Origin of the sequence: Brevibacillus laterosporus (genome assembly GCF_030489605.1) — a bacterium.
In the GTDB taxonomy this organism is placed as follows: Bacteria; Bacillota; Bacilli; order Brevibacillales; family Brevibacillaceae; genus Brevibacillus_B; species Brevibacillus_B laterosporus_E.
Genome location: NZ_JAUKFY010000014.1, coordinates 41,647 through 65,945, shown reverse-complemented (window position 1 = coordinate 65,945; position 24,299 = coordinate 41,647). Strand labels below are relative to the sequence as shown.

General features: G+C 42.2%; 20 protein-coding genes. 13 read left to right on the top strand and 7 right to left on the bottom strand.

What is annotated here, in order from left to right:
- Nucleotides 1-156: 156 nt before the first annotated feature.
- The 5 genes from QZ995_RS15570 to QZ995_RS15550 form a co-directional block, all read right to left on the bottom strand.
- Nucleotides 157-1,071, bottom strand: a complete 915-nt coding sequence (locus tag QZ995_RS15570) for an NAD-dependent epimerase/dehydratase family protein (RefSeq protein ID WP_301808626.1) — start codon at nucleotides 1,069-1,071, stop codon at nucleotides 157-159.
- 3 nt (nucleotides 1,072-1,074) lie between these two features.
- On the bottom strand, nucleotides 1,075-2,304 hold the full coding sequence (locus tag QZ995_RS15565; RefSeq protein WP_301808624.1) for a class I SAM-dependent methyltransferase: 1,230 nt from the start codon (nucleotides 2,302-2,304) through the stop codon (nucleotides 1,075-1,077).
- A 21-nt stretch (nucleotides 2,305-2,325) separates the two neighbouring features.
- Nucleotides 2,326-3,387 (bottom strand): CDP-glucose 4,6-dehydratase, encoded by a 1,062-nt coding sequence (rfbG, locus tag QZ995_RS15560; RefSeq protein WP_301808623.1) that lies wholly within the window; start codon nucleotides 3,385-3,387, stop codon nucleotides 2,326-2,328.
- Between the two features lies 1 nt (nucleotide 3,388).
- Nucleotides 3,389-4,156 carry a glucose-1-phosphate cytidylyltransferase gene (gene rfbF, locus QZ995_RS15555; RefSeq protein ID WP_301808622.1) on the bottom strand — a complete coding sequence of 256 codons (768 nt, stop codon included), beginning with the start codon at nucleotides 4,154-4,156 and terminating at the stop codon, nucleotides 3,389-3,391.
- A 181-nt stretch (nucleotides 4,157-4,337) separates the two neighbouring features.
- Nucleotides 4,338-5,072, bottom strand: a complete 735-nt coding sequence (locus QZ995_RS15550) for a glycosyltransferase family 2 protein (RefSeq protein WP_437124743.1) — start codon at nucleotides 5,070-5,072, stop codon at nucleotides 4,338-4,340.
- A gap of 340 nt (nucleotides 5,073-5,412) precedes the next feature.
- Between QZ995_RS15550 and QZ995_RS15545 the strand changes: the two genes are divergently transcribed.
- The 5 genes from QZ995_RS15545 to QZ995_RS15525 all read left to right on the top strand — a co-directional run bounded on the left by QZ995_RS15545 (nucleotide 5,413) and on the right by QZ995_RS15525 (nucleotide 11,543).
- Entirely contained in the window at nucleotides 5,413-6,018 is a 606-nt protein-coding gene (locus QZ995_RS15545) for a DedA family protein (protein ID WP_301808621.1), read from the top strand.
- Nucleotides 6,019-6,216: 198 nt separating this feature from the next.
- The gene (locus QZ995_RS15540; RefSeq protein ID WP_301808618.1) at nucleotides 6,217-6,648 is read left to right on the top strand and encodes a MarR family winged helix-turn-helix transcriptional regulator; all 432 of its coding nucleotides are present in this window, start codon (nucleotides 6,217-6,219) and stop codon (nucleotides 6,646-6,648) included.
- 91 nt (nucleotides 6,649-6,739) lie between these two features.
- A complete protein-coding gene (locus QZ995_RS15535; RefSeq protein WP_301808616.1) occupies nucleotides 6,740-8,464 on the top strand; it encodes an ABC transporter ATP-binding protein in 1,725 nt (574 codons plus the stop codon).
- Nucleotides 8,465-10,303 (top strand): ABC transporter ATP-binding protein, encoded by a 1,839-nt coding sequence (locus QZ995_RS15530; RefSeq protein WP_301808614.1) that lies wholly within the window; start codon nucleotides 8,465-8,467, stop codon nucleotides 10,301-10,303.
- Between the two features lie 169 nt (nucleotides 10,304-10,472).
- Entirely contained in the window at nucleotides 10,473-11,543 is a 1,071-nt protein-coding gene (locus QZ995_RS15525; protein ID WP_301808612.1) for a DUF418 domain-containing protein, read from the top strand.
- A 63-nt stretch (nucleotides 11,544-11,606) separates the two neighbouring features.
- Here QZ995_RS15525 and QZ995_RS15520 read toward each other — a convergent pair whose 3' ends face one another.
- Together QZ995_RS15520 and QZ995_RS15515 are read right to left on the bottom strand one after the other, a co-directional pair.
- On the bottom strand, nucleotides 11,607-13,496 hold the full coding sequence (locus QZ995_RS15520; protein ID WP_301808610.1) for an ABC transporter permease: 1,890 nt from the start codon (nucleotides 13,494-13,496) through the stop codon (nucleotides 11,607-11,609).
- Nucleotides 13,468-14,241, bottom strand: coding sequence for an ABC transporter ATP-binding protein (locus QZ995_RS15515; protein ID WP_301808606.1), 774 nt, complete (start codon nucleotides 14,239-14,241; stop codon nucleotides 13,468-13,470). The genes QZ995_RS15520 and QZ995_RS15515 overlap by 29 nt, the downstream gene beginning before the upstream one ends.
- Nucleotides 14,242-14,487: 246 nt before the next feature.
- On the opposite strand from QZ995_RS15515, the gene blaOXA reads away from it, so the two are divergent.
- The 8 genes from blaOXA (at nucleotide 14,488) to QZ995_RS15475 (ending at nucleotide 24,292) form a co-directional block, all read left to right on the top strand.
- Nucleotides 14,488-15,342, top strand: coding sequence for a class D beta-lactamase (gene blaOXA, locus QZ995_RS15510; protein ID WP_301808605.1), 855 nt, complete (start codon nucleotides 14,488-14,490; stop codon nucleotides 15,340-15,342).
- A gap of 105 nt (nucleotides 15,343-15,447) precedes the next feature.
- Nucleotides 15,448-16,176 (top strand): FHA domain-containing protein, encoded by a 729-nt coding sequence (locus QZ995_RS15505; protein WP_301808603.1) that lies wholly within the window; start codon nucleotides 15,448-15,450, stop codon nucleotides 16,174-16,176.
- Between the two features lie 212 nt (nucleotides 16,177-16,388).
- Nucleotides 16,389-18,446: a penicillin-binding transpeptidase domain-containing protein gene (locus QZ995_RS15500; RefSeq protein WP_301808602.1), complete on the top strand. Its 2,058-nt coding sequence runs from the start codon at nucleotides 16,389-16,391 to the stop codon at nucleotides 18,444-18,446.
- A gap of 34 nt (nucleotides 18,447-18,480) precedes the next feature.
- Nucleotides 18,481-20,505, top strand: coding sequence for a peptidoglycan D,D-transpeptidase FtsI family protein (locus QZ995_RS15495; RefSeq protein WP_301808601.1), 2,025 nt, complete (start codon nucleotides 18,481-18,483; stop codon nucleotides 20,503-20,505).
- A gap of 288 nt (nucleotides 20,506-20,793) precedes the next feature.
- Nucleotides 20,794-21,582 carry an IclR family transcriptional regulator gene (locus QZ995_RS15490; protein ID WP_301808600.1) on the top strand — a complete coding sequence of 263 codons (789 nt, stop codon included), beginning with the start codon at nucleotides 20,794-20,796 and terminating at the stop codon, nucleotides 21,580-21,582.
- 187 nt (nucleotides 21,583-21,769) lie between these two features.
- Nucleotides 21,770-22,537, top strand: a complete 768-nt coding sequence (locus tag QZ995_RS15485) for a LamB/YcsF family protein (protein ID WP_301808598.1) — start codon at nucleotides 21,770-21,772, stop codon at nucleotides 22,535-22,537.
- A gap of 81 nt (nucleotides 22,538-22,618) precedes the next feature.
- Nucleotides 22,619-23,311: a DUF969 domain-containing protein gene (locus QZ995_RS15480; RefSeq protein ID WP_301808595.1), complete on the top strand. Its 693-nt coding sequence runs from the start codon at nucleotides 22,619-22,621 to the stop codon at nucleotides 23,309-23,311.
- A gap of 27 nt (nucleotides 23,312-23,338) precedes the next feature.
- Nucleotides 23,339-24,292 carry a DUF979 domain-containing protein gene (locus QZ995_RS15475; RefSeq protein WP_301808592.1) on the top strand — a complete coding sequence of 318 codons (954 nt, stop codon included), beginning with the start codon at nucleotides 23,339-23,341 and terminating at the stop codon, nucleotides 24,290-24,292.
- The last annotated feature ends 7 nt before the right edge of the window (nucleotides 24,293-24,299 follow it).

Here is a 24,299-nt window from a genome sequence, read left to right as displayed (position 1 = left end):
AAAAAAGTAACGATATAAAATCACCTGTAATTTACCAAAAACCTCTTTATTTATTTTTTTGATCTATACAGCTTTATAGACATGTTTTTACTGGTTGAAAGATATGAAAAGCTGATACCATATGCTCATGGAATCAGCTTGTTTTTAGGTGTTTATTCATCTGCAAGAACGTCCATCTAAATGTTTCTTCCACCAGATTATCGTTTCTTCTAAACCAGTATCTAACGAGTATTTGGGCTCCCAGTTTACTTCTTCTTGCAATCGGGCAATATTAGCTCCGACAAATAAAGGCTCATTCTCAGGGGATGGAACGGCTCCCCATTTGATTAATTCTTTATTTCCGATTTTTTGACCGATAAGAGAAGCGATCTGTTTCAATTGGTTCGATTGTCCAGAAGCAATATTAACAGCTCCTCGTATATCGCTTCTTAATAAGGCTACAAGAGCATTGGCTACATCAGCGATATAGAGAAAATCACGATATTGATTTCCATGCGTGCATAAGGCATCTTCGCCTTTTAGTAGCGAGGTGATAAGGGTAGAAATAAGTCGATTACCCGGATCGTGGGGGCCATATAAATGAAAGATTCTTCCCCAGCAGGCACTCAGACCAACCTGCTCAGAATATGATTGGAGCCATAAACGCAAGATGTTTTTACAAGCCGAGTAAGGTGTTTTATAAGAAAGAGAGCCATCCTCAGATAAATAACCTTCCAGCCATTCATATTCTGCACATGTTCCAGCTACGATGACTCTTTTACCGCCACATTCTGCAAAATGACGAAATAATGTCATGCTCGATTGCACCCAATCGTAGTTAGCAAGCGAATGATAACAGCGGGGAGGCACTGCTTCCCAAGCTAAATGAACCAGATGGGAAGGCTTCACCTGATCAATCAGAGCCGCCACTTCTGTATGGGATAAAAGATTAGCTTGGTGCCAAACACAGGCAACATCCAAAAGCGGCGCCTTTCGGTACGTCGCATGAACCTCCCAGCCCATTTTTTGTAGCATACTAACTACATATCTGCCGATCCAGCCATTTCCGCCTGTTACGAGAACCTTTTCCATGCGCTATAGCACTTCCACTTCTGGAACAAACACGACAAATTTTCCGCCCCAATTTCGAATATAGGAACATTCGTCCATGATTTCTTCTTTTAAATTCCACGGCAAAATGAGTACATAATCTGGTTGTGTTCGTTGTATTTCATCTGGATTTTTAATCGGAATACGAGAGCCGGGTAATATAAGGCCTTGTTTATGTGGATTCTGATCGACTGTATAAGGGAGAAGCTCTTTACCGATACCACAAAAGTGCAGAAGAGTATTTCCTTTAGCAGGGGCTCCATATCCGACGATTTTCTTTTTCATGTCATTGGCTTTAATGAAAAAGGATAATATATCAATCTTCATTTGTTTCACTTTCTTTGAAAATTCCAAATACGTTGATAATTGGTGAAGCCCGTGCTCTTGTTCCTTTTCGAGGACCTTTGCCACGCTTGGCTGGATGGGCTCCTTATCTTCACTATGCTTTACGAACAAACGTAAAGAACCGCCATGGGTAAGGATTTCCTCAACATCTACAACCTTTAGCTCATGGCTAGATAGGATGCTTTGAACGGATAGTAGTGAAAAATAAGAGAAGTGTTCATGATAAATTGTATCAAATTGCTTACTAAGTATGAGCTGCAAGACATGGGGGAATTCGATTGTGATACTCCCATTTGGTTGCAGCAGTATTTTTAATCCTGCTATAAAGTCATGTAATTCAGGTACGTGTGCCAATACATTATTTGCGACAATCAAATCCCCTTTATAGCCTTCCTGTACCAATTGCTTTGCTAATCTTTCTCCAAAAAAATCCGCCCTCGTAGGAATTCCCTTATCGTTACAAATTTTCGCCAAATTTTTTGCCGGTTCAATCCCTAGTGTTCGAATATTATGCTTGTGAAAGTATTGTAATAAATAGCCGTCGTTGCTTGCGATCTCAATGACCTGCGAATGGTGATTTAAATGGAACCTCGCTATAGCCATCTCGGTATATTTCTGGGCATGGGATAACCAACTAGAGGAATAGGAGCTAAAATAAAGATAGTGATTAAAAATCTGATCTGGCGACTCAAACTGTCCTACTTGTACCAGAAAACATTTATCACAAACATAGGCATGCAACGGATAAAATGGTTCCATGTCATCTGCGCGGTCTGGTGATATGAATGAGTTAGCGAGAGGCGAAACCCCTAAATCCAAAAATGTATGAGTGAGCAACGAATTGCAAAAACGACATTTTTTATCGGACATTTTCTGTAGACTCCTGACTCCTTATAAATTTATAAATCTGTTGATTTGGTGGCGAGTGAACGAGCTTATGTCCTTACCTGATTGATATTGCTGGTACCACTGAACAGTCCATTCAACAGCCTCTGTAGTATTTAGCTTTGGATGCCACCCGAGGGAACGGATGGCTTTAGTGCTATCAAGGGTCAGTATAGGAGATTCGTAGGGGGGAGTAGTTGACGGAGTGGTTATTTGTATCTTTTCGTTCCAAATGCTCGCTGCTTTATCTACTATTTCTCTAACTGTCAGGTAAGAATGATCGATCGGCCCGAAATTCCAGGATTGGGCGTATGTGGGGTTATTCCACAGCTTTTCGGCGAGAAGCAAATATCCATGTAAGGGGTCTAGGACATGCTGCCACGGGCGAATGGAGTTTGGGTTTCTTATACTAAGCTTTGTTGAATGAATCAATGCCCTTGCGATATCTGGAAATATTCGATCTGCGGCCCAATCACCACCCCCAATCACGTTACCAGCCCTTACGGATGCAAGTCGTGCTGCGGAAGAAGACGCAGGCTGAAAAAATGATTTTTGATAAGACTCAGTGATGAGCTCGGCACATGCTTTGCTGGCACTGTATGGATCGTAGCCGCCTAGCGGATCATTTTCCTGAAATGAATGATTACCTAACCCGTCATTTTTATAACATTTGTCGCTTGTAACATTAATAATTACACGAACACCTTTTGTTTGGCGTGCAGCTTCAAGTACATGAACGGTTCCCAATACATTCGTATGATAGGTGGTAAGTGGGTCTGTATACGATTGCCGAACCAAAGGCTGGGCTGCCAGATGAAAAATAATCTCCGGCTGATAATCGGCAAGGGTGCTCAGAAGCAGCTGATAATCTGTAATGTCGCCCTTTATCGAACTGCATTCCTTCGAAACCTCAGCTATTTCAAATAAATGGGGGGTAGATGGTGGATTGAGAGAATACCCAATTACATCTGCCCCCAGCGATGTTAGCCACAGCGTAAGCCATGTACCCTTAAATCCAGTATGGCCTGTTATTAACACTTTTTTTTGATGCCAAAAGGATTTCTTCATGCTACCAAACCTTCCAAGGGGCGTTTTTACTATCCCACAAGTCCATTAATTTTTGCTTATCTCGTAATGTATCCATTGGATGCCAGAACCCATCATGACGATAGGCGGCAAGCTGATTTTGTTTTGCTAATTTGACTAAAGCATTTGTTTCCCAAATGGTTTGGTCGTCATTGATAAAGGAAAAAATGGCCGGCTCTAGAACAAAGAATCCCCCATTTATCCAGCCGCCGTCTCCTAAAGGCTTCTCTTTGAAGTCTACAACCATCTGATCCTGAAGCATAAGGGAGCCGAATCTTCCAGGGGGCTGAACCGCAGTAACCGTCGCATATTTACCGTGCGATTGATGAAATTCGATCAATTTTTTAATATGAATATTCCCTACACCATCTCCGTACGTAAGACAAAACGTTTCGTCACCAACATATTTTTGTATTCTCTTAATACGGCCACCCGTTTCCGTTCCTTCCCCTGTATCGATGAGTGTTACCTTCCAGGGCTCTGCGTTATTGGAATGGTTAATCATTTCATTTTTACGCATATCGAGCGTAAAGTCCGACATATGCAGGTTATAATTTGAAAAATATTCTTTAATGAAATGTCCCTTGTAGCCTAAACAAATGATAAAATCATTGATTCCGTAGAAGCTAAAGATTTTCATGATGTGCCAAAGAATGGGCTTTGTCCCTATTTCAATCATTGGTTTAGGCTTTAAATGAGTTTCTTCGCCAATTCTCGTTCCATACCCACCAGCAAGAATAACTGCTTTCATTTTTATCCCCCATAGTTGCGAAAAATGTCCCTTTATGAAGCTTTTCATGCTTTTACATTATGCAGTAGTCCTGATAATGGTGTTGGCTTCGCACAAAAACGATTCATTAAGGATTTCCAAAAATATCTGCTATGATGAAATCGATAAGTTAAATGGATAAGCCCCCAGGAAACTGCTTATCTTATGGTTTTAGGTGCGGGAACAACTCAATGTATTCCGGATTCAAACGAAGATCTTTTGCCCCGCTCACATAATACAAATAGGTTTGTTCTAGCTTCTCAGGAGTGGTGATATGATAGATACCCAAGCCGTGCTGTATACTGTGCTTTGAAAGCGTGGGGCCTATTTGCAGTTTTCGTTTTCGGGTTAAATCATTCCACGGACTGTAGAAAAACTTTATGACGAAGGCAGGCGCGGTTAGATAAACGATAAATTTATGCGGGGACCAATGTCTGCCGGCTGTATAGGCGCCGTGTGCATGCTTGTGAATCAGTCTACCAATATAGGGGTGTGAATTATCTATTGGGAAGTAACCGTGGTATCGCTGATTCACCAAAGGAATGTCATAAACAGGTTCTGGATAGCCATGATTAGGATCATCAACTAGCATAATCACTCTGATTGAATACATATGCTCGCCTAAATCGTTAAGGGACGAAAAAAATTCATCTTTATTTTGACAACAAAGAAATTCAGTAGTGTTTAGCACCATTTTCCAGCCTGTACATTCCGTTTCAATATCCATTACTTCGCGGTCGACCTCTAATGCATCAAATTCCGGTACCCTTGAATTTCTCACCTCCCAATGGGGAGCAAAACGTTTACACATCGCAAGTGAACTGTCCGTTGAACCCCGATTAATGAGAATGCCATGATCAAATATCTGGGTATGGTGCATCAGCCACCATGGAAGCAAATATTCTTCGTTATAAAAATGCGATATGACAGTACTAATAAAGCTTCCTCCTTTTGGGAGCTAGATAGAAAAGAATGCTCCCGTGATACTATATGAAATATATGAAAAGGTTGTCACAAACAAAAAAACAAGGAAATAGGCGAGTAACGGACGAATTAGATAAAAACGCAGAAAACAGTATGTTTTTTGCTGCTAGCAGAAAATTTAAGAAATTCTTTAGAACTCTGTTATAAAAAAGCTAAGAACTGTTCGATAAGATATAGCTATGAAAGAAAAAATGACAGAGTGACATTTCTGACATGGTTCCTTCCGTGCTGTCATACAATCAGGGGGTTATTACTTGCAGTTAGATACGATACTTGAGTTAATTAATCAATACGGCTACTTTGCCCTGTTTTTCGCTCTATGGCTTGGCATTGTTGGTATGCCGATTCCAGATGAAGTGATTGTCATGACGGGAGGAATGGTTGGCTCATTTGGCATTCTTCAATCAATTCCTGCCTTTTTTGTCACCTATTTAGGGGTCATTTCGGGGTTGTCACTAGGATATATATTAGGATATAAGATTGGAGCTCCCGTGTTGGATCGGATTCGGCGTAAAAGACACATGGATATCTATATTGTACGGGCTGAATATCTATTGCAAAAGTATGGGAGCCAAGCGCTTGTGATTAGTTACTTTCTGCCGATTGTGCGCCATGTAATACCTTATCTGGTCGGGATTAGCAAAATGTCTTTTCGGCGGTATGCTCTGTTCTCCTTTACGACTGGCTTTGTTTGGACACTATTATTTTTTATTCTCGGGCACCTGTTAGGAAGCAATGCCGCTTCCGTTGGGTACCTGATTGCTGAATACAGTAAATATCTCTTGATCATTCTTCCGGTGATAGCGGCTGGGACTTTTATTGTGGTTGCCAGAATGAAAAGAAAAAGGGTAAATGCCTAATGAAAGCCCCAAAATAAAATCATCAGGATGCACAGAGAGAGGAATCGATTTGCCTAGCAGCGGTAGTCGGTTCCTTTATTTGCTTGTTAGCGGTTACCTTGATTTACCTTTTATAAGGACCCTTGCACCCTGAGTAATAAGGGAGTATAATCCTGTTTATCTTAATATATAGCTGGCTAACTAAATGAGGTGAGTAAAGTGGAAGAGACTCCTTATCTGGATTCTTTAGAATTGCTGCTATCTCGTGTGGTGCGAACGTATAATTATAAAATGTGGCAAATGTCGCATGAAGTAGGAATCTACCCGGGGCAATTACCTGTTTTGTTTTTGCTAAAAAACAAAAATGGAAGAGTGCAAAAAGAACTGGTTACTAAAATGAAGGTAAAGGCAGCTACGGTTACGGTCATGCTGAATCGCATGGAGAAATCTGGACTGATCGAACGTCAACCTGACCCCGATGATTTAAGAGCATCCCGGGTTTATTTAACTGAATTAGGAAAAGAAAAATTAGAGCAGATTGAAGAAGTGATTAAAGAGATTGAGAAAAAATGCTTTGAAGGCTTTCGAGAGGAAGAAAAAATCTTACTTCGACGATTTTTAACACATATGCATCGGAATTTGTCGGAGTAGTGTGAGGTTAGGTAAGCTTGCATATCAATTGGCTGCTTCCTCTAAAATTATGTAGCTGTCAAAGTAAATGCGAAGGGAGATGCCAAGCGAAATGGGTAAACTTTTTAAATATATAGTGCCTTACAGAAAATATGCAGTAGCCGCTGTTTTACTCATGTTTCTGGAGGTGGTAATGGATTTGCTTCAGCCGACACTGATGGCTCATATTGTAGACCAGGGTGTCGCTAATGGAGATGTCACCTATATCATTCAAACAGGATTGATTATGGTAGGGGTTGCGCTTTTGGGGATTGTTGGCGGTGTAGGCTGTATTTACTTTGCCAGCATCGTTTCCCAAAATTTTGGTGCAGATGTGCGGCAAGATCTGTTTAGCCATATACAGACTTTTTCTTTTGACAAGCTGGATCAGTTCAAAACCTCTTCCTTAATAACACGTTTAACTAATGATGTTACACAGGTACAAAACGTGGTTCTAATGATGCTGCGCATGCTGACACGCTTTCCGCTTCTCTTTATAGGCGGGATGGTTATGGCATTTTCATTAAATGCGAAAATGGCGCTTGTGTTGGTTGTGACCGTACCTCTTCTGATACTATCTCTTCTGGTAATTATTAAGAAGGGCTTTCCTTTATTTAAAAAAGTCCAGGCTAGCTTGGATAAAGTAAACGGAGTTACACGTGAAAATTTGGCGGGGGTAAGGGTAGTAAAGGCTTTCGTTCGTTCTGATTATGAAAAAGAACGTTTCCAGACAGAGAACGACCAGTTAGCGGATATATCCGTAAAGGCAGCACGGACCATGGCGTTGATGATGCCGATTATGATGCTGTTAATGAATCTAAGCATCGTTGCGATTATTTGGTTTGGCGGTTTTCAAGTCAATACAGGCAGCATGCAGCTCGGAGAAGTCATTGCTTTTACCAATTATATGACCCAGATTTTGTTTGCTCTTATGATGGCTGGCATGATGCTCATGATGGTGTCGCGGGCAAAAGTGTCTGCCGATCGGATTGTGGAGGTCATGGATACGAAAACCTCTATTGCTGATGTCGGACATAAAAACGTTTATATGTACCCAGGAAAAATTGAATTTGAGCATGTTTCCTTTCAGTATGCTGGTACTAGCGGGGACCCTGTATTAAAGGATGTAACGTTTACGGTGACGCTAGGTGAGCGAATTGCAATCCTGGGAGCTACGGGTTCGGGTAAATCTACGTTGGTTCATTTACTTCCACGTTTTTATGATGTGACAGAGGGACGTATTTTATTGGATGGAACGGATATTCGCGAGCTGAGCTTACAGGAGCTTCGCAAAAGCATCGGGATGGTTTTACAGGAGGCAGTGCTGTTTTCAGGAACCATTCGTGATAATATTCGCTGGGGTGATCCCGAGGCCTCAGATGATCAAGTGATGGCCGCAGCAAAGGCAGCCCAAGCTGATGAATTTATAGCGAAATTACCTGCTGGCTATGATACAGTGGTAGGTCAACGCGGAGTTAATCTGTCAGGCGGACAAAAACAGCGCTTGTCCATTGCTCGGGCTCTGCTGACAAAGCCAGACATTCTCATTTTGGACGATAGCACTAGTGCGGTGGATTTGACGACCGAAGCTCTTATCCAACAAGCGTTAAAAGAGCAATTAGGACATACGACTTGTTTTATTGTTGCACAACGCATTAGCTCTGTGATGGAAGCAGATAAAATCATTGTATTAGATAATGGTCAGATTTCAGATATTGGAACTCACCAAGAACTGCTGCAACGCTCGGATGTTTATCAGGATATCTATCGTTCCCAAGTAAGAGAGGAGGCGATTTAGATGAATCGAGGAGTATCAGGACCGGAACGTTCAAAAGGAATGGGCGGGCCCATGGGAAAAGGAATGACGGGCATGCCGGTTGTTAAACCGAAAAATTCCATGGAGGCGCTCAAACGGCTTTGGGGATATTTACGAGAGCAACGCTGGTCGTTATTCTTGGTGTTTTTCCTAGTACTGGCTAGCTCCGGTTTTGCCTTGATGGGACCCTTGCTGATTGGAAAGGCCATTGATAGCATGGGGATTACCACGGGACAGGTTCAATTCCCATTGTTAGCCAAGATTGTCGGCAGCCTAATCATCGTATATATTTTGGGGGCGCTTGCTTCTTGGGTACAAACTTATTTGATGGCAAGTGTCTCGCAAAAGACAGTCAAGAGTATGCGGAAGGATATCTTTGATAAGGTACAGACCCTGCCTTTGCGCTTTTTTGATGAAAGACCCCGCGGTGATTTGATGAGTCGTCTAACCAATGACGTAGAGAATATTAATAACACGCTCTCGCAAGCAACAACACAAATTTTTTCCAGTCTCATTACCGTAATAGGGGCCGTTGGAATGATGCTGGCGCTAAGTCCATCTTTAACATTAGTTAGTCTCATTGTAGTTCCACTTGGCTTATTTATTACAAAAAAAATCGCAGAGCGTACTCGTAAGCTCTTCTTAGAACAGCAGACAGAGCTGGGACAATTAAACGGATATATTGAAGAAATGATTTCGGGACAACGGGTGGTCAAGGCTTTTAATCGTGAACAACAAACCATCGATCAATTTGCAGAAAAAAATCAGCGTTTGAAAAGAGTGGGGGCTCAAGCGCAGGTTTTCTCTGGAGTCATTCCCCCACTGATGAATGCTATTAATAATCTCAGCTTTGCGTTGGTTGCAGGCATCGGCGGGTACATGGCTGTACAAGGTGCTATCACGATCGGGATCATAACTGCCTTTTTAAATTATTCGAAGCAGTTTGCTCGTCCGCTAAATGAGATGGCCAATCAATTTAACATGCTGCAATCAGCTTTTGCTGGTGCAGAACGTGTATTTGAGGTGCTGGATGAGGAACCGGAATTCGCGGATCAAGCAGTGGCGCATTCCCTTGAAAAGGTGGAAGGAAAAGTAGAGTTTACGGATGTAACTTTTGGCTATAAGCCAGATAAGCCTGTCTTACAAAATATTAATCTGATAGCGGAGCCTGGACAAATGATCGCTCTAGTAGGCCCTACTGGTTCAGGTAAAACAACAATTGTAAATCTATTGATGAGATTCTACGATGTTCAGCAGGGAAGTGTCATCGTAGACGGACGGGATATACGTCTGATTGATAAAGAAAATCTGCGTTCCTCTATCGGGATGGTGTTACAGGATACCTATCTTTTTACGGGAACTGTAATCGAAAATATTCGCTACGGCAGGCTGGATGCTACAGACGAGCAGGTCATGTATGCAGCTCGCATGGCGAATGCTCATTCCTTTATTGAACGCCTGCCAGAAGGCTATCATACGAAGCTCACGGAGGATGCTAGCAATATCAGTCAAGGACAGCGGCAATTGCTGACCATTGCGCGGGCGATTCTAGCGGACCCATCCATTCTGATTTTGGACGAGGCAACCAGCAGTATTGATACAAGAACCGAGATGCAAATTCAGAAAGCCTTGAAAGCATTGATGAAAGGACGCACTAGTTTCGTGATTGCCCATCGCTTGAGCACCATTCAGGAGGCAGATCAAATCTTGGTCATTAACCAAGGAGAGATTATTGAGAGAGGCAATCATAAAGAATTGCTGGAACAACAGGGCTTTTACTATAACCTGTACCATACACAAATTAAGAATCAAGCTTCATAAGTAATGAAGGCTGTCCAGAGAAATACTGGGCAGCTTTTTTTATTAAACCTTACAAAAATGTAAGAGGTGTGTAATCTTCATACATGGTTAAAAAATCTAGTATTCATTACAATAATGACAACGAGTCGCTAGCGAACGAAACTATTATGATAAAAAAGGACTGATGTCTATGACCGCATTATCGGTCACAAAAAAAGAGCGTATTGTTTCGATGGATATCCTGCGTGGAATTGCACTCATGGGTATTTTGCTGGTGAATGCACCAGCTTATATGACTTACATTGAAGGGCAAAGCATAAGTCAGCATGCTTTTGATCCTACCTTACGCCTTCTATATGATTTATTTATTACAACGAAATTTTTCAGTATTTTTTCGTTCCTGTTTGGACTTGGTTTCTATATTTTCATGAGTCGTGCAGAAGCACGTGGAGATAAACCGTTTATTCTTTTTGTTCGTCGTCTGGCAGCACTCTTATTGTTCGGTATTTTGCACATCCTTACCTGGTTTGGAGATATTCTGTTCTATTATGCTATTTTGGGCTTTGCATTGATACCTTTCTATCGCAGATCAGCGAAAACCATACTGATCTGGTCAATGGGACTCTTTGCTGTAACAGTATTAGCTAGTGGAATTGCGGCTGTGCAAACATATCTTGGTAATCCAGTGCCAGAGTTTATCGGTTCTTTAAAGAGCGATACTTTTGCCATTTTGGGGATGTTTTTACTGGGACTTTATGTAGGAAAACAAAAGATTGTAGCGGAAGTAGATAAGCATGTACACCTGCTGAAACGTACACAGTTGATTACATTCGTACTGAGTATCGTTCCTTTTGCAGGGATTCTGTGGTGCCATTTTACAGATAACCCTCTGCAAGAAATACTCCAGCCATTTTTCTCCCGCATGGATACGTATCCAATGGCTTTGTTATACATGAGCACTTTGTTCCTTCTATTACGCAATGAGCGAGTGGCTACGATGTTAAAACCATTTGCTAATTACGGACGCCTAGGGTTAACTTCCTATTTCACACAAAATATCATTGGATCTGTGATCATTTCTCTATTTGGTTGGTCAAATGGCTATACATTAGTTCAATCCTTCTACATGGCGATGCTCATCCTTGCTATTCAATTGATCATAAGTAATCTGTATTTCTTGAAGTTCAAGCAGGGGCCGTTAGAGTTTATCTGGAGAAAGATGACGTACGGCTTTAAACGTAAGGACAAAGCAACAGCTTAATTCTATGGAAAATCAAAAACAACCATTGCCTAGCAGGATAAGCAATGGTTGTTTTTTGTATCTCTAAACAATATGTCTTTTTAATTTTTGTAAAAAGTGAGAGCGAACAATTAAGAAATAAATAAGCTGAAGTACAAAGAAAATCAGAATGCTTGCAATTGATGTTTTGAAAATCGAAACGAAGGTGCCGCTGGAATACACCTTTTGCAGACCGACTAAAGCTACTGACGTGTGCACGATAGCCAATGTGAATGGAACAAAGAAGAGCAGAGCGATTTGGATAGTCATGCTTTTTTGCCATTCTTCTATGGATAAGCCAATCTTGGAGATTGTTTGATAATATTGTTTATCCCGATCAAGATCCATATAAAGTCGGAAGTATAAAAAGCTGCCTGCACAAACATAAAATATGACAGCTACAAATAAGCCGATAAATAACGCACTGCTAACGGCCCGCTTTGCTTCAGCATAGTAGGAGTCACGAACTAAAGGTTGCTGGTCTTTGGCTAGCTTTTGGCTGATTTCTTTTGAGAAGGCTATCGCATCTTTATTGATAGGGCCTCCCTTTCTCCACTCATGAACCACATAGCCTACAACCGTATAGTTAGAGGAGGCTTTTTCCTTCAAATAGGCAAAGTCTTCATCGGATACAGCTATCGTGTTCCATTGATAAGAAAGGACTGGCTTGTCTATCTTTTTTACCAAACGAAAAGGCTTGCCGTCTTTCGCAAGAAGGTCAGGGCTGTCATCCTGGGGTAAATAGCTCGCTCTAATCCAAAGAGCCTCTCCCTTCTTAATTTGATACGTTTCACGCTCTAGCAGTGCTGCTAATTGATTATAAGCCGATATCCTTATGACATCTGCACGAGGAGGCTTGGAAAAATATAAATCCTCTACCTCGACTCGTTCATAGTTTACGTGGTAATTGGCTAGATGATCTTCAATGATTTGTGTCGATTTTTTACCCTCAAGCTTCTCATTGTGATCGTAATACTCGATCGTCAGTGGAAGCGTATCCTTGACCATATTAAGTATACCTAGGACACTGATCAATGCTCCTGCCGAGGTAAATGCGACAGTGGAGACAATGGTTACCATAAAAAACATCTGGGCATTATCCTTAATGCGGTATGCCAGATCGGACAGCCAAATAATTCGGGTTCCACGCCAGTAGAGAATGGGTCTTTTTTTAACCCAATTAATCAGGAATGCTCCAAACTGGGAGTAGAAGAAGTAAGTACCGATACAGGTTAAGAGAATGACTATAAACATCCACTTGATAACCTCAAAGATATCGTTCTTAAGGGTAAACGTAATATAGTAGGCTGATCCAATGCAAAGGATTGAGAAAAGAGCCAAAATAACCGATCCCTTAGGCTCCTTTTTCGGCTTGCGGGATTCATCAAGTAAAACCTTGATACTCCGGTGCTTCGTTGTAAACAGAGTAAAAAAGGAAATAAGCAAAAATGCAGTATAAAAGGAAACGATCGTAAGCAAAAGAGCTTCAGTTGGTATATAAAATGGTATTTCGTCCATATCAAGAATGGCTGAAGCGAATATGAAGAAGGATTTGGAGAATAGCAGGCCAAATCCAATGCCAACCACCATGGATAACGTGACTAACAGCAGGTTTTCCATAAATATCATGAAATTGATCTGCCAGCGTGAAATACCAAGTATAGCTAAAACGGCAAATTCTTTTTTCCGCATCTTAAGAAAAATATTCGTGGAGTACCAGATGAAAGCAAAGGAAAAGCAAAAGATGATTACTTCGGCTGCGGTCATTCCGTTAACCACTAAATGATGTAGACCTTCTGTGGTTGTTCCGGGGTGATAAATGAACATGCCGTAGGTGAAATAAATCATAATGACAAATGCAACACTTAAAAAATACGCCAGATAAAACCTGAATTTACGACGTACATTAGTGGCGATGAATTGTAGAAAGGTCATAGGTACTTCCCCCTAAAAGCGCAAGAACATCTAAAATTTGCTGGAAGAACACCTGACGGCTTTCTCCGCGTTGAATTTCATTATATAGTTTGCCATCCTTGATAAATAAAACTCGATCACAGTAACTAGCAGCTACAGGATCGTGTGTCACCATCATCATGGTGGTTTTTTTGATAGCATTAATGTTTTGAAAGGTCTCCATAACGATGCGGGTTGATTTGGAGTCCAGATTACCTGTAGGCTCGTCTGCTAATAAAAGGGAGGGCGAATGGATGATGGCTCTCGCAATGGCAGCACGTTGGTTTTGCCCCCCTGACACCTCGTAGGGGCGCTTTTGTAAAATATGATTAATCTCTAGCTGAGTAGCGATTTCATCCAATTTCTGTTTCATTTCAGGAATCTTGTAAAAATCAAGCGCGAGCGGCAATAAGATATTTTCGCCCAGAGTCAACGTATCTAATAGGTTAAAATCCTGAAACACAAAGCCTAAATTACGTCTGCGAAACACTGCCAGCTTTGATTTTTTGATCTTATGAGGATTTTCACCATTTAATAGAATATCTCCAGTGGTGGGGATATCAATTGTGGCAATAAGATTTAATAGGGTCGTTTTTCCGCTCCCTGACGGCCCCATGATGGCAATAAACTCTCCCTCTTCTATGTGGAAGTTCACATCGGTTAAAGCGCGATAGGGAATTTTTCCCCCGTATATTTTGCTGACGTTTGTTACCCGAAGAAGTCCCATGTCACACATACACCTCCATTACGTATCGTTATCCCGGTCAAGAGTCGCGTTTAGAGTATCATTTGGTAAAGTGTCAGTCAAGCTGAGCGCCGTATCATCATTTTATCATCAGATTCTCATGAGTTTATAACGGTTCAAGCATGTTATTAGTGCCTTTACTAGCATATATTGGTATAGGCAGGAAGCGGTATAGAACATTTTACATCGTTATAAATAGAAGGAAAAAATACAGTGGGGGTGCCGATCATGAAACTATTTAAATATGGCGCGGTGTTACTTCTAAGTGTGGCCATGGCTGGATGTTCAGTAATGGCAAAGGAATCTGAGCTGCAAAGACCGGCAATTGTTTCTGAGAAAAAAGAGATCGTTGATTTATCCAAGATGGAAGTGAAGGAATTTTTTCCAAACGACGAAGGTACGTTTATCCTGCGTGATTTGGAGAAAAATTCGACCTTTATTTTTAATGAAGAGAGAGCGAAACAACCGCAAGCACCTGAGTCTACTTTTAAAATCATGAATGCTCTAATAGGTCTTCAAGTAAAAGCAGTGGACGATGAATATACGGTGAAGCGCTGGGATGGCGTGAAGCGCGATCTTGATGTCTGGAACAAGGATCATACGCTTGGTTCGGGGATGCGCTATTCAACAGTCTGGTACTATCAACAGCTAGCTCGTGATATTGGTCCGGAACGCATGAAGGAATGGTTACATAAAGCCGCCTATGGGAATCAGGATATCAGCGGCGGAATTGATAAATTTTGGCTAAACAGTACCTTAAAGATCACACCTCTGGAGCAGGTTGATTTCTTAGAAAAGCTGTATAAAGAAGAATTGCCGTTTGACAAGCAGGTAATGAAGACTGTGAAACGCATGATGATCCAGCAGGATGAGGACTTATACACGCTTTACGGAAAAACAGGGACACGCAATACACCAGCAGTAGGTTGGTTTGTAGGGTTTGTTAAAATAGAGGGACATCCTTATATCTTTGTTACCAATGTGAATGGGGAAGGAAGCTCTTCAGGTATAAAGGCTAAAAATATTACATTGCAAATCCTCAAAAAATATAACATGCTCCCAACACCATCCCAGAACAAATAGGATGAAAAAGGGAAACAACAAGGGCTGCAAACCAAGCAGCTCTTGTTGACGTATAAGAATCGTTTATAATAGAGTGAAGGATTAACTGTTATTTGGAGTGATATCATGTTGGGAGTAGAAGCATATCTCTTCATTAAAAAGGGAGATTCCAACCAGACGGCGGTCAAAAAATTCATTACAGAAACCGAATGCACAATTGGTAGGCGTGGGGCGACGTATCAACCTGATTTATCTTTTACCAGTTTATTTATATCAAGACAGCACGCTGTCATCCGCCAAGAAAAAAATCAATACGTTCTTTATGATTTAAACAGCAAACATGGCACGGAGGTAAATGGGCAACCGCTCCAGAATGCCCCGCATGTTTTACAATACGGAGATCGTATTTCATTGGCAAAGGGAGAGGCAGAATTTATTTTCTTTACATTGGAAAATGACTTGGATGTAACACGGGAGTTTATTCGACCATTGGGTGCGAGTAAGGATCAAACGATGGAACAGACTGAGCCAGTGGCAGGCAATGGGAGTACGGATGTGAAGGGCTTAACCATCAATGTGGAGAGAAGAGAAATCCTGCTGGATGGAGTTCGTCTTTATTTATCGGGAAAAGATATTGATCTGTTGATGCTTATGTACGAGCGTGTAAATCAAGCTGTTAGCTATGATGAGATGAAAGTACATGTGTGGCCAGAACGGTCATCTACAGTGGATGGATTGCCAGATGTAGGTCGAGCCGAGATTAATGCATTGGTTTACCGTTTACGTAAAAGGTTGGGTGAGTACGGTGATAAAATTATCACCATACCACGGTATGGATATATGTTGGACTTATAAAAAGCAGAAAAGCCAGAAGACAAAACAGAGGAATTCCGTTCTGATAAGAGAGGGAGGTCTGTTGTTCTTCTGGCTTTTTGCTATGTGCAATTTTGATGGGACGAAGGGCTGTTTCATGTATATATGAGCGATTTATCAGCGATCTAATGCTGGAACAATATGTTTATTGGATGACGTATGACCTATCTTTAGGAGAAAGGAGTGGATTTATCATGAAAAGAATACTCTTTTTTTCTATTGTTGGAGTTCTTCTTGCTGTAGGAGGAATTTTTATTTACGCCAAATTGATGGAAGATGATCCTCGTGTTGTAAAGGATCGGGCAGAAAAACGTTTTGAGGAGTATCTGGATAACTGGGGGAAACAGGACTTTGCCCAAATGTATGAGCAATTAGCCTTGGATACAAAGAAAAACATGACAAAGGCGGCATTTATAAGCCGCTATGAAACCATTTATAACGGAATGGAAGCCAACCATGTGCAAGTGAAGAATATCTCAATGGGACGTGAATCCATCACGAAAGACGAGGAGCTTCACCTGTCCTACCAAGTTAGCATGAATACAGTCGCTGGTCCTCTGACATTTACACATAAGCTAACGATGGTACGTGAAAATCAGAGTGGAAAAAAAGATTGGTATATCAAATGGAATGAATCCCTCATTTTTCCTAGCATGAAGGAGAAAGATAAGGTGAGGGTCCAAACCATCCTGCCACAGCGAGGGGAAATTGTTGATCGTAATGGAATCTTATTAGCTACAACAGGGGTCGCTTATGAAGTAGGGCTAATACCTGAAAAATGGGAAAAGAATTCGGACGGTCAGAAACAAAAAACCGCCGCTCTATTGGATATGACCGTAGAACAAATTGCGGCGAAACGAAATGCAAAATGGGTGAAGCCGGAGTTATTTGTTCCATTAGCAACGCAAGCTAAGGAAGACGATCGCTTAGATCAATTAGAAAAGATCGAGGGCTTAATGCTACGCAAGAAACAGGTGCGTTATTATCCTTATCGTCAAGCTACAGCTCATTTAATCGGTTATATCGGCAGTATGAATGAAGAGCAATGGAAGCTATACGAGCCAAAAGGTTATCGTGCTACGGATTTGGTTGGGAAGGCGGGCGTGGAGCAGGTCTATGAGGAACAATTACACGGTACGCCAGGTGCGCGAATTATTATAGCGGATGAGCAGGGACAGGAAAAGGAAGTGCTAGCAAAAAAACTAGCGCAGGATGGGCAGAAGCTCGCTTTAACCATTGATGCTGATCTCCAGTTTGCAATCTATGAGGAAATGAAGAATGATGCGGGAACAGCGGCGGCTATTCATCCGCTTACTGGAGAAGTGCTGGCGATGCTGAGTACACCAGCGTATGATCCTAACGCGTTTATCCGAGGATTGTCCAATAAGGAATGGACCCGGCTAAATGATGATCCAGCTAAACCGCTGCTTAACCGGTTTGCTATTGGGTTTGCACCGGGATCAACCTTTAAGCCTATTACGGCGGCGATTGGACTTGAACAAGGAAGTATCCAGCCTGAGCAAGGCATGACTGTCAAGGGATTGCATTGGCAAAAGGACTCCTCATGGGGGAAATACAGGGTAACGCGAGTGAAAGATCCTCATAGCCCCGTTACTTTAGAAAAAGCCCTCGTGTATTCCGATAATATTTATTTTGCGCAAGCGGCACTACAGATGGGACAGCAGGTCTTCTTAGAAGGAGCAAAAAAGTTTGGTATAGGTGAAAATTTGCCGGTTACCTATCCATTAAGGAAATCAAAAATAGCTAATCAGGATATCAGAAATGAAATTCAGTTAGCTGATTCCGGGTATGGGCAAGGAGAAGTAACGATGACACCTCTTCATCTGGCGTTGACCTATAGCGCATTTGTAAATGCGGGAAATATAGTCTACCCCGCCCTAACCCAGCAGGAAGTGAAGCCGCAAGCCTTTTGGAAGGAAAATGTAATGTCGAAAGAGACAGCAGCATTGATTAAAGCTGACCTGATTCAAGTCATGGAAAATTCACAAGGGACAGGAAGGTTTGCTAAACCATCGGGTATTCGTGTGGCAGGAAAAACGGGAACAGCTGAGTTAAAGGCGAAAAAGGGCGAGGATGGGTTGGAGTATGGCTGGATGGCTGTGTTTAATGTAGATAAGCCAAAGCTATTACTAACGATGATGATAGAAAATGTAAAAGGTCGAGGTGGCAGTCATTATCTTGATCCCAAGGTTAAACGAATCTTTGCTCAGGAAACCGGCAGGGATTCCTAGTGAAAAGACAGCAGAAAGATAAGGAGAGCCTTTTGTGGATAAAGCAGAACAAAAACTGCATCAGGAACAGCGCTTAAAGCGTATGCAATGGATTTTTCTGATTACCTTCTTTTTATTTTCCGCGATTATTCTGCGATTGGCTCAATTACAAATTATACAGGGGAGCGAGTTTGAAAAGGTACTAAGCTCTCGCTCCCTCAAAAAAGACCCAATCCCGGCAGTTCGCGGCGATATTTATGATCGAAATGGCAAGCTCCTGGTACATAGCAGAGCTTCATTTACAGCAGTTTTTCATGAACCAGAGGGTATAAAGCAGCAGGAGATTATTGAATTAGCCCAGAAGCTTGAAAAAGTTCTCCGAGGAATGACACAAAGCGCAATTATTAAAAAGCTGGATGTAGGCTTCATCTGGGAGAATGGGCAGCGAAAAAACATTGCTCGTAATGCTCCGAAGTATATGGAAAAAGAAATTAAGTATGACCTGACACCAGAGGAAATTGCTTATTTAGAGGAACATCGGGGAGATTTACCAGGGATAGATGTGGTAACGAAATCGATCAGAGAATACGATGCCAAACAAATAGCTGTACAAACAATTGGCTACGTTCGTCCATATCATGTAGCCCAAAATTTGAACAGTTCGTTTTATAAAACTGAGCAGGAGAATTATCTTCCTGATCAATTGGTTGGATTAGACGGAATCGAGCGCAGCTATGAAAAGGAGCTACGCGGAAAGAATGGCTATCGCTTATATGAGGTGGCGGCCGATCAGTCCGTACAACGCGAGCTAAAGAAAGAGGCTCCCATACGTGGTCAAAGTCTGTATTTAAACATTGATGAGCGTGTACAGTTAGAAATTAGAGATTTCATTAAAGACTTCCTCCCCAAGCTAAGAGGAAGCGTTTCATTAGCTTCTGGAGCGAAAACAGCTTATGTAGTAGCGATGGAAGTGGATACCGGTAAGGTAGTTTCGATGGTCAGCTATCCTGAATATGATCCAAATGTTTGGGTGCATGGACCGGATCAGGCTACTTATGAGCAAATGAAATACTCGGTTACCAATGGGACGATTCGTGAAGCTCCCTACGATGTTCGGCCATTAACAGGCCCTTCAGCGGAACAGGAAAATAATAAACACCCAAAATCAATCGTACCCTCCGGCTCTGTGATGAAACCGATTACAGTATTGCTAGGTTTACATGAAGGAATCATTACGCCGAGCGATCAATGGACCGATCCGGTTACGTACTACTATGGTCGTGGAAACGATCGAATAAAAAACGATAACGGTCATAATTACGGTGTGCTCAATCCAGTAAAGGCGATAGCTAAATCCTCGAATACGTATATGGCGCGCATTGGAGAAGGTGTTGCTAAAAAGGAGGGGAACAGAGCAGTTTCGCTGTTGCAGGAGTACTATCAGCAATTTGGTTTGGGCGTGTTGACGGAAGTGGACCTACCGAGTGAGAATAAGGGCAAAGAGGATTATCTAGTTATGAATCAAAACTATGGGCCACTGGCTGCCATGGTACAAGCCTCCTTTGGACAACAGGTTCGAGCCACGACAGTTCAACTAGCTCAATATGCCGCGACATTAGCCAATAATGGAGTTCGACTACAGCCTCAGCTTATCGATAAAATCGTAGATGAAAAAGGAAACATTGTGTTTCAGCCCAAGCCTAAGGTTCTAAATAAAATCGAGCAACCGCAAGTACATTGGGATATTTTACGCAATGGAATGATACAGGTAACACAACCAGGCGGAACCTCTGTCAATGCATTTCGAGGTCTTCCCTATCAGGTGGCAGCCAAGACAGGTACATCTGAACAGGATATTTACGTTCCTGTCACTTCGGAGAATTCAAACGGGAAATCCATTACGAAATGGCAAAAGCACGCAAGAGTCAATAATGGTGTGATTATCGCCTATGCACCTGCGGACAAACCGAAGCTAGCAGTAGCAGTGGTTGTACCAGAGGGCGGATATGGAGGGCGCTCTGCATCAAATATTAGTCGAGCGGTGTTTCAAGCATACGATAAATACGTGGGGTTAAGATGAGTAGCGATAAAAGCTAGCATTTGCACAGCAGGAGTAAAAGCCTGGCAATGCGGGCTTTTTTCTTTTTGTACATAAAAGCAGTATAGGTTTGAAACTTTTTTCAGGTTTTTTATAGCGAATAGGTTGGAAAAAGATCAGCGTGCTTGCTTGACATAAGGTGAGCAGAGGTACTTTATTTTGCCTTCTGATTAGAATTGCTTGGCACAGTCCTTCTCCCTGTAATAAGATATGTCATAATAATATAAATTTTCGTGAGTTATGTATAATCATAGAAAGGATGAGGAGAAGGTGCAGCATAAAAATAAGACAGTGGTGAAAGCATTAGATTTACTTTCTCTATTTCTTACTCATCCACATTTAACACTAGCTCAATTAGTAGAATTAACCGATAAGCCAAAGACCTCTGTGCATCGTATGGTCGGGTCGCTTGAAGAGATGGGATTCCTTCGTAAGGACGATGAGGGGCGGTATGCGCTGGGGTTAACCTTTCTGCAGTATGGTCAGCTGGTGTCCGATCGGTTAGATATTCGCCAAACAGCTCTTCCTTGGATGAATCAGCTAAGAGAGGAGATGGGGGAAGCTGTTCATCTTATTATGAAGGATGGATTGGATGCCATTTATGTCGAGAAGCTAGATACCAGGCATCCGGTACGGTTGTATACGAAAGTAGGGAGGCGCTCTCCCTTGTATGCGGGGGCCTGTTCACGGATTATTTTAGCGTTTCTTCCAGATGCAGAAATTGAAGAATATCTGGAAAACGTTCGATTTGAGCGTATTGCGAAAGGGACCATTACGAACGGCATGGAGCTATTGAAGAAGCTGGAAGAGTCTCGTCAAAATTATTATACGATCAGTTACTCGGAATTAGAGAACGAAACCGTCTCCGTGGCTGCTCCTATTTTTGATCATCGAGGCAAACTAATAGCCGGTCTTAGTGTTGCAGGTCCTGAGGTGCGCTTTCAACCTGACAAATTGCCCTTGCTAATTAAAGAAACAATGGAGACAGCTGAACGAATCTCGCGTGCACTTGGTGGGCAAAGAGAGTATCCCCGACATCGATGGACCCAGCTGGCATAGCTTTCACTCAAAACTACCTAGCGATTTGTTGGGTAGTTTTTTCTGTAAATTGCTTCTTGTCAATCTATTAAACTAAATCTATAATGAGTTAAAATATAAAAAATGGAACGATTATTCCGAATTTCGGAACGGGTGATGCTGGCAGATCAAAGTATCACAACAGTAGAACTCAAAGGGAGGGGAAGCAATGTATCGCGTAGATTTGAATTGTGATTTGGGAGAGAGCTTTGGCGCGTACCAGATGGGGAATGATGAAGAGATTCTTGCATTTATCAGCTCGGCAAATATCGCTTGCGGTTATCATGCAGGAGATCCATCCACCATGCGTCAGACCGTTCGCATGGCTCTGGAAAAAGGGGTGGCGATTGGAGCACATCCCGGACTGCCCGATTTAATCGGCTTTGGCCGCCGTACGATGGACATTTCACCACGCGAGGCACATGATATGGTGCTATACCAGATAGGAGCCCTGCATGCCTTTGTGAAAGCTCAAGGAGGTGTTCTGCATCATGTGAAGCCGCATGGAGCCTTGTACAATATGGCGGCACAAAGTGAGAGCTTGGCCGAAGCGATTGCAGAAGCGGTGTATAGCTTGGATTCAGAATTAATTTTGTACGGGCTATCAGGAAGCCGATTGCTTAAGGCAGCCGAAAAGCTTGGATTACGCAGTGCCCATGAGGTATTTGCCGATCGCACCTATCAAAGCGATAGATCGCTTACCTCCCGCCGACAGCCCGATGCTGTTTTAACTGATACGAATGCAGCAGTCAGTCAAGTAATTCGAATGGTTAAAGAAGGGAAAGTTATCTCACAGCAAGGAACAGATGTTAGGATTCAAGCGGATACCGTCTGCATTCACGGTGATGGAGCTCATGCGCTATCCTTTGCCAGACAGATTCGATCACAATTGGAAAACGAACAGATCAGAGTTGAAACGGTAGGACATCAAGCATAAGGCTATGTAAAAGAGTAAACAAAAATGTTTTACCAAATAGAGATAAACAGGTAGATTCCATGAGATAAAGGGAGGTTGTACATGTTATCACTGATCGGAATTTTCATTGTTATTGTCGGATTTGCTTTGCGCTTTAATCCACTACTCGTTGTTACAGTGGCAGGGATTGCTACGGGACTTGCAGGGAATTTATCGTTTGAACAAATCTTAATTACATTTGGAGAAGCTTTTGAAAAGAACCGCTATTTATCGTTGTTTATTTTAACATTGCCAATTATCGGTCTATTAGAACGGTACGGGCTAAAGGAACAGTCGCAGCGATTAATTCGCAAAGTAAAAGCGGCTACTACGGGTCGATTGCTGATTTTGTATCTATTTGTACGAGAAGTGACTGCCATGCTAGGACTAACCAGCTTAGGTGGACATGCTCAGATGGTTCGTCCGTTGGTAGCTCCGATGGCGGAAGGAGCAGCCGAGAACAAACACGGTCAATTGCCTAAAGAGCTCAGCAACAAGATTAAAGCTCAATCAGCAGCTACAGATAATATTGGTTTATTTTTTGGAGAAGACATTTTTATTGCTTTTGGTGCCGTCCTATTAATGCATGGCTTCTTCCAACAAAACGGCATCTCGCTTGAACCTCTTCATATAGCAGTATGGGGGATTCCAACCGCAATTGCGGCCTTCCTGATTCATGGCACGAGATTATATTTATTTGATGGAAAAATCAGAAGATACATGGAAGAAAGCAAAAAACTGAGCAAAAGTGCGTAGTAATACATGGAAGGGAAGGTGACCGCTATGTTCATCCAGTTAGATTTTATCTATTATCTTGCCGGCGTGTTTCTAGTCATTATTGCGATTTTAGCGTTAAGAGACAAAAGTAATCCTCGTCGTTTTACCACCTCCCTTTTCTGGGCCTTATTTGCCTTTTCCTTTTTAGGAGGCAAGCTAGTATCTTCCTTAGTCATGGGCATCATTGTACTCTTAATGGCGCTTATTGCTGGTTTGGGCGGAGTACGTTTGGGAACGTATCAGCAAACAACGGATGAACAAAGAGAGGCTAGTGCCAAACGTTTTGGGAATCGTTTGTTTATCCCCGCACTATTGATCCCGGTTGTGACTGTGATTGGCAGTGTTTTATTGAAAAATGCGAAAATAGGCGAAATGTTTTTACTCGATCAACAGAACGTTACGCTGGTGAGCTTAGGAGTCGCGTGTTTAGTCTCGTTACTGGTAGCGATGAGCATTACCAAGACAAAAGGGATTCAGCCAGTAAAAGAGTCTCGCCGTTTGCTGGATGCGATCGGCTGGGCTGCTGTCCTGCCGCAAATGCTAGCCACATTGGGGGCCTTATTTGGAGCCGCAGGAGTGGGCACAGTGATCGCTGATCTGGTAAGCTCTGCGATTCCGGTGGATAATCGTTTCCTAGTTGTCGTTGCATATGTATTGGGGATGGCCTTGTTCACGATGGTAATGGGGAATGCATTTGCGGCTTTTCCCGTCATGACTGCTGGGATTGGGCTGCCCTTGTTAGTTCAAATGCACGGCGGAAACCCAGCCGTGTTGGGGGCAATTGGTATGTTTTCCGGTTATTGTGGCACGTTGCTTACTCCGATGGCAGCCAATTTTAATATTGTTCCAGCGGCTCTCTTAGATTTGCCCGATAAAAATGCAGTGATAAAAGCGCAGGCTCCGACTGCTTTATTGCTGTTAGGAATTAATATCTTTTTAATGTACTATTTGATGTTTTAGGAGGAAT